The following is a 12,456-nucleotide window of genomic DNA, read 5'->3' as shown; positions in this document are numbered from 1 at the left end:
CCTTTTGGAGTACTCATGCCCCAGAACCAGCCCTCAGCCGTCCGGCCGCTGTCGTTCGAGCCGCGCCCGGTCCCCCTGTCCGCCACGCTCGCGGTCAACGAGGCCATAGCCCGCAAGCGCAGACGGGGCGAGCGTGTGCTTCCGCTCGGCTTCGGGGAGGCCGGGATACCGATACATCCCGCCCTGACCCGCGAGCTCGGCGCGGCCGCGGGCCGGGGCGGTTACGGGCCGGTGGCCGGGACCGCCGCGCTGCGCGCCGCCGCGGCCGGGTACTGGGCCCGCCGCGGGCTGCCCACCGACCCGGCCACGGTCGTCGCGGGCCCCGGCAGCAAGCCGCTGCTGTTCGCCCTGCTGACCGCGCTGGGCGGCGACGTCGTCGTGGCCGCTCCGAGCTGGGTGAGCTACGCGGCGCAGGCGTCGCTGGCGGGCCTGGACCCGATCCGGGTGGCGACGCCTCCGGGTGAGGGCGGGGTCCCGAGCCCGGCGCTGCTGGCCGACGCGGTGGTGCGGGCCCGCGCCCGGGGCCGCGACGTGCGGGCCGTCGTGGTGACGCTGCCGGACAACCCGACCGGGACCATCGCCTCCGAGGCCACCGTCCGGCGGCTGTGCGCGGTCGCGCGCGAGCAGGATCTGGTCGTCATCTCCGACGAGATCTACCGCGACCTGGTGCACGCGCCGGGCGGGACGGTGCCGAGCCCGGCGCGGTACGCGCCCGAGCGGACCGTCGTGACGACCGCGCTGAGCAAGAGCCTGGCGGCCGGCGGATGGCGGATCGGGGTGGCACGCCTGCCGGAGGGGCCCTTCGGCAGGGCGCTGCGCGACAGCCTGCTGGGGGTGGCCAGCGAGATCTGGTCGAGCGCGCCGGCCCCGATGCAGCACGCCGCCGCGTTCGCGTTCGCCGAGCCTCCCGAGCTGGTCGAGCGCGTCGACCGCAGCAGGCGCCTGCACGCCGCCGTCACCGGCGCGGTCGCCGACCGGTTCGCCGCGGCCGGCGCGCGGGTCGTGCGTCCGGAAGCGGCCTTTTACCTCTACCCCGATTTCGGCCCGATGCGGGACGCGTTGGAGGCCGACCACGGCATCCGCACGGCCGTCGACCTCACCCATCTCCTCCTGGAACGCTACGGAGTGGGCGTACTGCCCGGAAGCTCGTTCGGGGACGCCCCGGCGGCGCTGCGCATGCGGGTGGCGCCCAGCCTGCTCTACGGAGAGGACGACGAGCAGCGCCTCGCGGCGCTGGCCTCCCCCGCCCCGGCCTCCCTGCCGTGGATCGCGGGAGCCCTGGACCGGCTGAGCGAGGTGCTCGCCGACCTGTCGGTGAGCGTCACGGCGGGTGAGCCGGCGCTCGCCTGAGGGGGAGCACGGTCCGCGGGCCGCCCGGTCGCCGGGCGGCCCGCGGACCGCTGCGTGAGGCGCCGGGCGCGCACCGTCACGGCCGCCGCGACCTGCTGGGAAAAGGATCTGCGCCCGGCCCGACCGGCCCGTATAAGCGTGGTGTAAGGTCCAACGACGCACGGGGCGAACGTCGCGAATCGACCAGCGGCAGGCCATCGGGGGTCCTGTCCGCTCCGCCCGTGGTAAACCCAGGACGAGCGCGAAGTCACGCGGTGATGGAAGAAGGCGAGGGGGCCCGCCATGAGGCATGCACGGGACGGGGCTGCCGCGGCGATGAGCGCCGCTTCCAGGATTCTGGTCGCCCGGGGCAAGAACGAGCCTCAGGAGATGGAGAACCCCGACGTCGCCTGGGGCCAGCGGGCCCGTGACGGAGTGTGGGTGCCGACCCGGGACGGGCAGCGGATCCATTTCGGCATCGACGTCGCGGCGGCCGACACCGTCTCCCAGGTGCTGCGCCCGAGCCTGCGGGTCTTCGTCGGCGTGGACGTCGACACCGACATCGTCGCGCAGACGACGGCCGGCGGGGTGCGCCTGCTCACGGTGATCCACGGCCCCGACGCGCCCACGGAGTTCCGGTTCGCGGTCTCCCTGGCCGACGGGCTCGCGCTGGAGTCGATGCCGTCCGGCGGCTACGACGTCGTGCACCTACGGTACGGCGCCACAGTGGGGCGGCTCTACAACCCGTGGGCGAGCGACTCGATGTTCCGCCAGGTGAAGGCGGACTACGCGCTGGACGGCTCGGTGGTCACGATGCGGATCCAGCACACCGACGCCTACTATCCGGTCGTCGCCGACCCCCACTACGAGCGCTGACGTCCCGCCGAAGCGGCGCGCCCGGGTTCACGAAGGCGGTCTCCTCACCGCCACGGGGTCCCCGACGGCAGGAACCCGAGCAGCACCACCTCGGGCGGGACGACGACCGCGGGCAGCGCCGGCACGAACCCGGCCGCCATGCCGAGCAGGACGAGCACGATGGCGTCCGGCATGCGCAGCCGCCCGGCCAGCCCGCGGGCCGGCAGAACCACGACGGCGACGGCCAGGAAGACGATGAAGAGCCGGTCCTCCTCCACGGCGATGGTCCCTGCCGGAAAGCGGCGGGATAGTCGTGGCAGCGGGCCACGGGAATGGAACGTTCCGCCCGGAGACCGGCGCCGTGGGCGCCAGCGTGTCCTGGCGGGGTGGGCGCCGACGTGCGCCGTCCCCGTCATATGGTGGGAGCCACGGGCCGCGTTCCGGCCCCGGCGACGCCGCCGGGCACCCGACCGCCCGGGTCCCCCGAGACTGGAGTCATCGTGATCTTCACTCATGACACCGAGCACGCGCTCGCCGTCGTCGTCGACCTGATCAACACGAGCGCGGCGGCGTCCGGCGCGGAGGAGATCGGCGGGCTGCCCGGCCTGCGGGAGTTCGTGGACCGCAACGCGTTCAGCGACGTGGGCGAGCTCACCGCCGCCGACCTGGCCCGCGTGCTGGAGCTGCGCGGCCGCTTCCACGCGGTGTTCCGCTCCGGGGACGTCCCCTCCGCCGTGCGGCGGATCAACGAGATCGTCGGCGAGGTCCGCACCACGCCGCACCTGACCGACCACGACGGCTACCACTGGCACGTGCACTTCTTCGCGCCGGGCGCACCTCTCGGCGAGCACCTGGCCGCCGACTGCGGCATGGCGCTGGCCTACGTGGTCGCGGCGGGCGAGCTGGACCGGCTGCGCACCTGCGAGGCGCCGGACTGCTCACGCGTCCTGGTGGACCTGTCACGCAACCGCTGCCGCCGCTACTGCGACAGCCGCACCTGCGGCAACCGCATGCACGTCGCCGCCTACCGCGCACGCCAGCGCGAATCAGCCGTGTCTTGATCGCGGTGTTCTGGTGTCAGGCGCCTCGGGGGCGCCTGACACCAGAACACCGCGGGCGAGCGCCGCATCGCTCCGGCCCGCCCAGAGGCTCGCTGCGCGATCACCTCCCCGCAGGCTCGAAACCGCCTTCGGACGCGATCGCGAGGATCCGGTCGTCGTGGGGTTTCCGGTGGAACGGGCGAAGTCGCGTCGAGGAGGTCGGGCAACTCGGTGGAGGGCGGGCAGCTCGGTGTCACGCCGTCACGCGGGCCGGCTCGGTCAGGGCTCGGCGGCGGTGGCGCGTTCAGGGAGTTCACACGGGGTCGCACCGGGAGCCGGCGGGCGGACCAGAAGGGAATTCGGTTCAAACGGTGCCCTCCCTCGTCATGGACGTGGCCTGGTCGGTAACCTCATAAATCACGCTCGTTGCGGGTTTGGGCCCGTGGTGAGCCCGCGTCGGACCTATTTCAGCCATGGAGGATCCGCTGTCCAGGCGAGCACTCATCACCGGCATCACCGGACAGGACGGCTCGTACCTGGCCGAGCATCTGCTTGAGCTGGGATACGAGGTCTGGGGCCTGGTGCGGGGGCAGGCGAACCCCCATGTGTCGCGGCTGCGCAAGCACATCGGCGACGTGCAGATCACCACTGGGGACCTGCTGGATCAGGGCAGCCTGATCTCGGCGGTGGAGCGGGTGCGGCCCGACGAGGTCTACAACCTGGGCGCGATCTCCTACGTGCCCATGTCGTGGCAGCAGGCCGAGCTGACCGCCGAGGTCACCGGGATGGGCGTGCTGCGCACGCTGGAGGCGATCCGGGTGGTGTCGGGGATCAGCCCCTCCCGCACGCCGGGCGACGGGCAGATCCGCTTCTACCAGGCCTCGTCCTCGGAGATGTTCGGGATGGTGCGCGAGACTCCCCAGAACGAGAAGACCCCGTTCCACCCGCGCAGCCCCTACGGGGTGGCGAAGAGCTACGGGCACTACATCACGCAGAACTACCGCGAGTCCTACGGGATGTTCGCGGTGAGCGGGATCCTGTTCAACCACGAGTCGCCGCGCCGGGGTGCCGAGTTCGTGACGCGGAAGGTGTCCCTGGGCGCCGCCCGCATCAAGCTGGGCCTGGCCACCGAGTTGCGCCTCGGCAACCTGGACGCCCGCCGCGACTGGGGCTTCGCGGGCGACTACGCCCGCGCGATGCGCATGATGGTGGCGCAGGAGTCCCCGGAGGACTACGTCATCGGGACGGGCCAGACCCAGTCGGTGCGGGAGCTGGTGGAGTTCGCGTTCCGCACCGCGGGCCTGGACTGGCAGGACCACGTCGTCCTGGACGCCAAGTACACGCGCCCGGCCGAGGTCGATCTGCTGTGCGCCGACCCGAAGAAGGCCCGCGAGCAGCTCGGCTGGGAGCCCGAGGTGACCTTCGAGGAGCTGGTGACCATGATGGTCGAGTCGGACCTGCGGCTGCTGTCGCGGTCGGCGCGTCCCGAGGACGAGCCGTTCAGCCCCGACCATTGGTGATCCGCTTACCGCGACCGTGGCACGATTCAGGTATGGCCACATGTGAGCACGTGCAGTCCCTCCCGATGGAGGATCCGTCCCCGAACACCCCGCAGGGGTGCGAGGACTGCCTCCGGGAGGGCACACGCTGGGTCCACCTGCGGCTCTGCCTGGGCTGCGGGCACGTCGGGTGCTGCGACTCCTCCCCCAGGCGGCACGCCACCGCGCACTTCGCGAAGGAGGGGCACCCGGTCGTCCGGTCGTTCGAGCCGGGTGAGGACTGGCGCTGGTGCTTCGTCGACCAGCTGATCGTCTGATGCCGGACGTCCGACTGGGCACCGGGCCCGGACGCTGGATCCTGCTGGCGACGGTGCTCGGGTCGAGCGTGGCGTTCCTCGACTCCACCGTCGTGAACGTGGCGCTGCCCCGACTGGCCCGCGACCTGAACGCCGACATGGCCGGCCTGCAGTGGACGGTGAACGCCTACACGCTCACGCTCGCCGGGTTCATCCTGCTGGGCGGCTCCCTCGGGGACCGGTTCGGGCGCCGCCGGATCTTCCTCATCGGCGTGGTGTGGTTCGCGGTGGCCTCGGTGCTGTGCGGCGTGGCGCCGAACGTCGGGTCGCTGGTCCTGGCGCGGGCGCTGCAGGGCGTGGGCGGGGCGCTGCTCACCCCGGGCTCGCTGGCGATCATCCAGGCGTCGTTCGCCGCCGACGACCGCCCCCGCGCGGTCGGCGCCTGGTCGGGCCTCGGCGGCGTCGCCGGCGCGATCGGCCCGTTCCTGGGCGGCTGGCTGGTGGAGACGGCCGGATGGCGGTGGGTGTTCCTGCTGAACGTGCCGCTCGCCGCCGTCGTGGTCCTGGTCGCGGTCCGGCACGTCCCCGAGAGCGTCGACCCGCAGGCCCACGGGCGCTTCGACGTGCTCGGCGCGGCCCTGGCCGCACTTGCCCTGGCGGGGACGACGTACGCGCTGACCGAGGCGCCGGGCGGGGGCGCCGCCCCGCCGGTCATCGCCACCGCCGCGATCGCGGGCCTGGCAGCGGCCGTCGCGTTCGTCCTGGTCGAACGCCTGCGCGGGCGGCGGTCGCGCGCGCGAGCGGGCCGGGCGGCGCCACAGCCGATGCTGCCGCTGGACGTGTTCTCCTCACGGCAGTTCTCGGCCGTCAACGTCGTCACGTTCATCATGTACGGCGGCATGGGCGTGATGTTCTTCCTGTTCGTCCTGAACCTCCAGGTCGTCACCGGGTTCTCGCCCATCGCGGCGGGGACGGCGCTGCTGCCGGTCACCGTGCTGATGCTGCTGCTGTCGGCGCGGGCGGGCGCGCTCGCGCAGAAGATCGGGCCGCGGCTGCCGATGACCGCGGGGCTGCTGGTGGCGGCCCTCGGAATGCTCCTGGTGGGCCGGATCGGCGCGGACGCCTCCTACGTCCGGGACGTCCTGCCGTCCGTGGTGGTGTTCGGGCTGGGGCTGGCGGCGGTGGTCGCGCCGCTGACCGCCACGGTCCTCGCCACCGCCGACGTCCGCCACGCGGGGGTGGCCAGCGGTGTCAACAACGCGGTGGCGCGGGCCGCCGGACTGCTGGCGGTGGCGGCGATCCCGCCGCTGGCGGGGCTGACGGGCGACGCCTTCGACAACCCCGCCGACTTCTCGCACGGGTTCCGGCTGGCGATGATCACGTGCGCCGCGCTCCTGGCGGCGGGGGCCGTGCTGTCCTTCCTCACCGTCGGCGACGACGCGCTGCGGACGCCGGCCGGGGAATCGGTCGAGCCGGAATGCCGGCGCCAGTGCGGGGTCGGTGCGCCGCAACTGCAGCCCGAGCCGGAGACCGTCCCGGCCGAGCGCGCCGGCCGGACCTCGCCCGAGCCCGGGACCTGAGCACCGGACCGGTCCGCTGATTCCCGGTCCGAATCCGGCTATGTCCAGGACCGGAGCGGTTCATTGGCATACGGTCAGTGCATGAATCTGCGGCAGCTGCGCTATGTCGTGGCGACCGCCGACCATGGCACGATGACGTCGGCGGCCCAAGCCCTCTACGTGGCCCAGCCCGCGCTGTCGCGGGCGGTGCGCGAGCTGGAGCGCGAGCTCGGCCTGGAGCTGTTCGCGCGGTCCGGCCGCGGCGTCGTCCTCACGCCCGTCGGAGAGCAGGTCGTCCGGCAGGCCCGGGTCGCCCTGGACGCCGTCGACGCGATCGAGGGGCTGGCGGTCACGCGCGCCGACGGGCGCGGCGCGGAGCTGCGCATCGCGGTCACCGCGTCGCTGGAGCCGGAGCTGACCGGCGGGCTCATCCCCCGCTTCGCGCGCAACCAGCCGGCCGTGCGGGTCCGGGTGGTGCGCTGCGCGGACCGCGACCAGATAGCGGCGGTGCTTCGCGGGGGCCGCGCCGATCTGGCGCTGACCGACCTGCCCGTCCCCGGCGACATGACCGCGCACCCGTTCGAGCAGCGCGAGGTGGTGCTGATCTCCCCGCCCGCGCTGAAGGTCCGCGAGCCGGTGCCGCCGGCCGCGCTGGACGGGATGCGGCTCGTCCTGCCCGCCCGCGGCAGCGCCCGCCGCGCGGAGATCGACACGATGCTGCGGCGGATCGGCGCCCGGCCCGTCGCCGCGGTGGAGTCCGACGAGCGCGGCGCGTGGCTCGGCCTGGTCCGCGCCGGGCGGGGCTCCTTACTCTGGTACCGCAACCAGATCGACGACACCGAAGGGGTGACGGTCCGCTCGTTCATGCCGCCGCTCACCCGCATGATCGGCCTCGTGCACGCGCACCGCCGGCTGCCGCCCGCCGCCCGCGACTTCCTGACCTTCGCCAAGCAGGCGCCGCCCCGCGGCACCCACGCCCGCTGACCGCGCCTCCCGGTCCGGGCCCGCCCCGGTCCGGCCGGGGCCCGCCCGCGCGACGCCGGTCCCGGGCGGTCATGCCATGATTCGGCGAGTGGGAACGACGCATGCACTCTGGCTGCTGGCCGTACCGGTCGGCGCCCTGATGGTGGCCGCGGGGGCGCGGCGCATCGGCCTGTCGGCACCGCTGGCCCTGGTGATCGCGGGGCTCGCCTTCTCCTTCGTCCCGGGCGTACCGGAGTTCGAACTCGAACCCGAGTTCGTGCTCTTCGTGTTCCTGCCGCCGCTGCTGTTCTCCGCGGCGTGGAACAGCTCGTTCACGAACCTGCGCGAGAACGTCTGGTCCATCGGCCTGCTGTCGGTGGGGCTGGTGCTGTTCACGACGTTCGCCGTGGGGTACGTGGCGCACCTGATCGTCCCCGACCTGCCGCTGGCGGCGGCGTTCGTGCTCGGCGCGATCGTGGCGCCGCCGGACGCGGTCGCGGCGGTGAGCATCGCGCAGCGCCTCGGCCTGCCGCGCCGGACGGTGACGGTCCTGGTCGGGGAGAGCCTGTTCAACGACGCGACGGCGCTGACCGCGTTCCGGGTGGCGCTGATCGCGGCAACGGGGGCGGGGTTCACCCTCCTGGACGGCGTCGGGCGCTTCCTGTTCGCGGCCGTCGTCGGCGCGGCGGTCGGGCTGCTGCTCGGGCCGCCGCTGCACTGGCTGCGGACCCGGCTGAGCGACCCGCTGGTGGAGAACGGCGTCGCGCTGGTGGCCCCGTTCGCCGCCTACCTCATCGCCGAGAGCGTGCACGCCTCCGGAGTGATCGCCGTGGTGGTCAGCGGGCTGTACCTGGGGAACCGGGAGACCCAGTCCGCGGCGGTGACCCGGCTCATCGGGCACTCCTTCTGGAAGGTCATGGTCTTCCTCCTGGAGTCGGTGGTCTTCCTGCTGATCGGCCTGCAGCTGCCCCCGATCGTCCACGGGATGTCGGGGCGGAGCTGGCAGGAGCTGGCCTGGTGGGCGACCGCGGTGTTCGCCGTCACGGTCACGGCCCGGTTCGTGTGGGTGTTCCCCGCCTCGCAGGTGCGGCGGCTGCTGTCGCGGCGGGAGCGGGCGCTGCCGAACGTCGGCTGGCGCGGCCTGATCGTGGTGTCGTGGGCGGGGATGCGCGGGGTGGTGTCGCTCGCCGCCGCGTTCGCGGTCCCGTTCGTCGCCTCGGACGACCGGCCGTTCCCGGGACGCGACCTGATCCTTTTCCTGACGTTCACCACCGTCCTCGGGACGCTCCTGGTGCAGGGGCTGACGTTCCCCGCGCTGATCCGCGCGCTCGGCATCGGCGGGGAAGCGGAGCGCTACGCCGACACCGTCGCCCTCGCGGGCGCGCAGCACGCCGCCGCGCAGGCCTCGCTGGAGCGACTGGAGGAGCTGAACGCCGAGGAGCGGCTCGACGCGTCGGTGGTGGAGCGGCTCCGGCAGCTCGCCGAGCACCGGCAGCTGCGCGCCTGGGAGCGGCTCGGGGGCGGGACGGGCCCGGAGGGCGAGGAGGTGCCGACGGCGACGTACCGGCGCCTGCGGCGGGAGATGCTGATGGCCGAGCGCCGGGTCTTCGTGCGGATGCGGGACGAGCGCCGCATCGACGACGAGGTCCTGACCCGCGTCATGCACGAGCTGGACCTGGAGGAGGTCGCCCTCAGCCGCGACTGAACGCGGCCGCGCCCCGGACACGTCACAGCCGTGTCCGGGGCGCGGCCGCGTTCAGACCGCCCCGTTGAGGGGCTGCGCGGGCAGCTGGACGGCGTAGGACTCCTTCACCACGTCGAGGTGGTGCCAGGACTCCCGTACCGTCACCCCGGACACCGACCGGATGGCGTCGAACACGGCCACCAGCTCGGCGCGGGAGGCCGCCTCGACCTGCCCGACGATGTCGTAGCGGCCGAAGCCGGTCGCCAGGTAGCGGACGCCGTCCTGGACGGCGACCGCGTCGGCGACCTTGCGCAGCCCGCCCGTCACCACCAGCCCGAACCCGCCGAGCTCCGCGGCGCCGAGCGCCAGGGGGTCGGCGAGGCCGGTGACCTGGATGACGCCCGTGCGCATGAGCCTGACCACCCGGGCCCGGGTGGCGGCCTGCGAGAGGCCGATGACGTGCGCGAGCCGGGTGTAGGGGGCGCGGCCGTCGCGCTGCAGCTCGTGCAGCAGCCGCCAGTCGATGTCGTCGAGGGTGACCTCGCCGAGCTCGCGCACCACCGCGTGCGTGTCGCGCACGGTGGACACCGACCGGAACACCTCGGCCGCGCGGACGCCGGCGACGGACCTGATGTGGTCCACCTCGGCCGCGAGCGCGGCGTCGTCGCGGGTGCGCACCTGGGCGACCAGGTCGTACGGGCCCGCGGTCAGCGCGGTGAAGCTGACGGCGGCGCGCTCGGCGACGGTCTCGGCCACCTCCCTCGCCGAGCCGGCCACGGTGACCGACACGTGCCCGATCGCCTCCGCGCCGACGACGGCGGCGTGCACGATGCCGACGACGCGGACGACCTGGGTTTCGAGAAGGTGCTGCACCCGTGCCCGCACCGCCGTGCGGGAAAGCCCGACGCGATCGGCCAGCGCCTGGAACGTCGCCCTGCCATCCCGCTGGAGCTCGCGGACGAGCACGGCGTCGACCGCATCCAGCACGGCTCTCCTCCTCGACATGTGATGAATCGTTTTGCCAGCAACTGCAAGATCATTCCATTTCAGGACGGTACGACGTCAAATATTGATCTTGCTCGTGTTCACCCTGCCCGGCGGCCGTCGAAGCGTCGGTGGCCGGTTCCGGGCAGCGACGTTTCAAATGCCACAGAAACCGGTACAAAAGCGCAACGCTGCCCGGCCTCCGCCGCACACGCGGTGCGACGCGACCGGGCGGTGGACGCGCCGGGCGGCCATGACCGCTCCGGCGATCGCCGCCCGGTCGGGGCGGCCGGCGGCGCGGGCGGGCATGGCCGACCGGGACCACGTGCGTGACCTGCATGCGCTTCTCCCGGTGTTCTTCTGACCCACCCCCTACGGCGGATCCGCCCTCCGCGCGAGGCACATGTAAGAAAAGTGCATCGGGGGCGCAGTTACGTCAAGAGGTAACTTTACAGAGAGCCAAGCCTCACGTTGCACCGTTTTCCACCAGGTGCACGAGCTCACTTTCGTTATCCCTGCAAGGAGGGGGGAAGACGGGCGGAGACGACACTCAACGCCCTCCGGGGACACAGTGTCATCACCCCTGGTCACGGGCTCTGCCCGCGGCGACGGGGCGGTCCGGGACGTCCGGCCTCCGGCCTTGGCGGGAGCACTGCCGGGTATGACTGACAATGTACGGTGGCCCAGCCACTGCGAACGCGATTGGTGTGTAGTACTGCCGTGCACCTGCTGAACGGTGAGCGTTCCGCTCACGACCTCACCTACAACGACGTCTTCATGGTCCCCCGCCGTTCCTCGGTGGGGTCGCGCCTTGAGGTCGATCTGGCCACCTCGGACGGCAGCGGGACGACCATCCCGCTCGTGGTGGCCAACATGACGGCCGTCTCCGGCCGCCGGATGGCCGAGACCGCCGCCCGGCGCGGCGGCGTCGCGGTGCTCCCGCAGGACATCCCGGTCGACGTCGTCGCGGAGGTCATCGACTGGGTCAAGGGCCGCGACCTCGTCGTGGACACCGCGATCCGGCTGGGCCCCTCCAGCACGGCCGGGGACGCGCTGGCGCTGCTGCCGAAGCGGGCGCACAACGCCGTGATCGTCGTCGAGGACGACCGTCCGGTGGGCGTCGTCACCGAGGCCGACTGCATGGGCGTGGACCGGTTCGCCCAGCTCCGCGACATCATGTCCCGCGACCTGGTCACGCTGCCCGCGGGCGTCGACCCGCGGGAGGCGTTCAACCGGCTGCACGAGCGCGGCCACCGGCTCGCCCCCGTCGTGGACGCCGAAGGCCGCCTCGCCGGCGTCCTCACCCGTACCGGCGCGCTGCGCGCCACGCTCTACCGGCCGGCCGTGGACGCCGGTGGCCGGCTGCGCGTCGCCGCGGCGGTCGGCGTGAACGGCGACGTCGCCGGCAAGGCCAAGGCGCTGCTGGCGGCGGGCGCCGACCTGCTCGTCGTCGACACCGCGCACGGCCACCAGGACAAGATGATCAGCGCGCTCGCCGCGGTCCGGGCGCTGGACCCCGCCGTCCCGGTCGTCGCCGGGAACGTGGTGACCGCGGAGGGCACCCGTGAGCTGATCGAGGCGGGCGCCGACATCGTCAAGGTCGGGGTGGGCCCCGGCGCGATGTGCACCACCCGGATGATGACGGGCGTCGGCCGCCCGCAGTTCTCCGCGGTTCTGGAGTGCGCCGCCGAGGCGCGCCGGCTCGGCCGCCACGTGTGGGCGGACGGCGGCGTCCGGCACCCGCGCGACGTCGCGCTGGCGCTCGCGGCGGGCGCCGCGAACGTGATGGTGGGCTCGTGGTTCGCCGGCACCTACGAGTCGCCGGGCGACCTGCAGCGGGCCGCGGACGGGCGGCTCTACAAGGAGAGCTTCGGCATGGCGTCCGCCCGGGCGGTGCGGCTGCGCACCGCCGAGGACTCCCCCTTCGACCGGGCTCGCAAGGCCCTGTTCGAGGAGGGCATCTCCGCCTCCCGCATGTTCCTGGATCCGCAGCGGCCCGGCGTGGAGGACCTGATCGACTCGATCGTGGCGGGGCTGCGCAGCTCGTGCACCTACGCGGGCGCGCGGACCCTGGAGGAGTTCCACGAGCGCGCCACGATCGGGATCCAGAGCCCGTCGGGGTACGCCGAGGGCAAGCCGCTGTCCAGCAGCTGGTAAAGGGCACCCCCTCCGGACCGCCGGGCGCTCCCGCATTTCGCGACACGCCGCCGCCTTCGCCCCCGTTCAGCTCGCTGACCTGCACTCTCT

Annotated in this window: 11 protein-coding genes; 9 read left to right on the top strand and 2 right to left on the bottom strand. The window is 73.4% G+C overall.

Annotation, left to right across the window (positions count from 1 at the left end; all coding sequences use genetic code 11):
• The first annotated feature begins 15 nt into the window (after positions 1-15).
• Both CHC11_RS39440 and CHC11_RS39435 read left to right on the top strand, forming a co-directional pair.
• Positions 16-1,350, top strand: a complete 1,335-nt coding sequence (locus CHC11_RS39440; RefSeq protein WP_089317019.1) for a pyridoxal phosphate-dependent aminotransferase — start codon at positions 16-18, stop codon at positions 1,348-1,350.
• A 282-nt stretch (positions 1,351-1,632) separates the two neighbouring features.
• Positions 1,633-2,205 carry a hypothetical protein gene (locus tag CHC11_RS39435; RefSeq protein ID WP_089317018.1) on the top strand — a complete coding sequence of 191 codons (573 nt, stop codon included), beginning with the start codon at positions 1,633-1,635 and terminating at the stop codon, positions 2,203-2,205.
• 44 nt (positions 2,206-2,249) lie between these two features.
• Here CHC11_RS39435 and CHC11_RS39430 read toward each other — a convergent pair whose 3' ends face one another.
• Positions 2,250-2,462: a hypothetical protein gene (locus CHC11_RS39430; RefSeq protein WP_089317017.1), complete on the bottom strand. Its 213-nt coding sequence runs from the start codon at positions 2,460-2,462 to the stop codon at positions 2,250-2,252.
• A gap of 222 nt (positions 2,463-2,684) precedes the next feature.
• Here CHC11_RS39430 and CHC11_RS39425 point away from each other — a divergent pair, with 222 nt between their 5' ends.
• The 6 genes from CHC11_RS39425 (at position 2,685) to CHC11_RS39400 (ending at position 9,246) form a co-directional block, all read left to right on the top strand.
• Positions 2,685-3,245, top strand: a complete 561-nt coding sequence (locus CHC11_RS39425; RefSeq protein WP_089317016.1) for a CGNR zinc finger domain-containing protein — start codon at positions 2,685-2,687, stop codon at positions 3,243-3,245.
• Between the two features lie 464 nt (positions 3,246-3,709).
• Entirely contained in the window at positions 3,710-4,744 is a 1,035-nt protein-coding gene (locus CHC11_RS39420) for a GDP-mannose 4,6-dehydratase (protein ID WP_089317037.1), read from the top strand.
• 32 nt (positions 4,745-4,776) lie between these two features.
• Positions 4,777-5,040, top strand: a complete 264-nt coding sequence (locus CHC11_RS39415) for a ubiquitin carboxyl-terminal hydrolase 14 (RefSeq protein WP_089317015.1) — start codon at positions 4,777-4,779, stop codon at positions 5,038-5,040.
• Positions 5,040-6,599: an MFS transporter gene (locus CHC11_RS39410; RefSeq protein WP_089317014.1), complete on the top strand. Its 1,560-nt coding sequence runs from the start codon at positions 5,040-5,042 to the stop codon at positions 6,597-6,599. The genes CHC11_RS39415 and CHC11_RS39410 overlap by 1 nt, the downstream gene beginning before the upstream one ends.
• A gap of 81 nt (positions 6,600-6,680) precedes the next feature.
• The gene (locus CHC11_RS39405; protein WP_089317013.1) at positions 6,681-7,562 is read left to right on the top strand and encodes a LysR family transcriptional regulator; all 882 of its coding nucleotides are present in this window, start codon (positions 6,681-6,683) and stop codon (positions 7,560-7,562) included.
• An 88-nt stretch (positions 7,563-7,650) separates the two neighbouring features.
• Positions 7,651-9,246, top strand: a complete 1,596-nt coding sequence (locus CHC11_RS39400; RefSeq protein ID WP_245920299.1) for a Na+/H+ antiporter — start codon at positions 7,651-7,653, stop codon at positions 9,244-9,246.
• A gap of 51 nt (positions 9,247-9,297) precedes the next feature.
• Here CHC11_RS39400 and CHC11_RS39395 read toward each other — a convergent pair whose 3' ends face one another.
• Complete coding sequence (locus CHC11_RS39395) at positions 9,298-10,212, bottom strand: Lrp/AsnC family transcriptional regulator (RefSeq protein ID WP_089317011.1); 915 nt, start codon at positions 10,210-10,212, stop codon at positions 9,298-9,300.
• A gap of 717 nt (positions 10,213-10,929) precedes the next feature.
• Between CHC11_RS39395 and CHC11_RS39390 the strand changes: the two genes are divergently transcribed.
• On the top strand, positions 10,930-12,366 hold the full coding sequence (locus tag CHC11_RS39390; protein WP_089317010.1) for a GuaB1 family IMP dehydrogenase-related protein: 1,437 nt from the start codon (positions 10,930-10,932) through the stop codon (positions 12,364-12,366).
• The last annotated feature ends 90 nt before the right edge of the window (positions 12,367-12,456 follow it).

The organism is Actinomadura mexicana, from assembly GCF_900188105.1.
In the GTDB taxonomy this organism is placed as follows: Bacteria; Actinomycetota; Actinomycetes; order Streptosporangiales; family Streptosporangiaceae; genus Spirillospora; species Spirillospora mexicana.
Note: the sequence above shows the minus strand (reverse complement) of the source record. Positions and strands in the feature narration are given on the sequence as shown.

Bases quoted from the DNA above. Each gene is read 5' to 3' on its own strand.
- CHC11_RS39405 (WP_089317013.1), top strand. From the start codon at position 6,681: ATGAATCTGCGGCAGCTGCGCTATGTCGTGGCGACCGCCGACCATGGC.
- CHC11_RS39435 (WP_089317018.1), top strand. From the start codon at position 1,633: ATGAGGCATGCACGGGACGGGGCTGCCGCGGCGATGAGCGCCGCTTCC.
- CHC11_RS39410 (WP_089317014.1), top strand. From the start codon at position 5,040: ATGCCGGACGTCCGACTGGGCACCGGGCCCGGACGCTGGATCCTGCTG.
- CHC11_RS39440 (WP_089317019.1), top strand. From the start codon at position 16: ATGCCCCAGAACCAGCCCTCAGCCGTCCGGCCGCTGTCGTTCGAGCCG.
- CHC11_RS39415 (WP_089317015.1), top strand. From the start codon at position 4,777: ATGGCCACATGTGAGCACGTGCAGTCCCTCCCGATGGAGGATCCGTCC.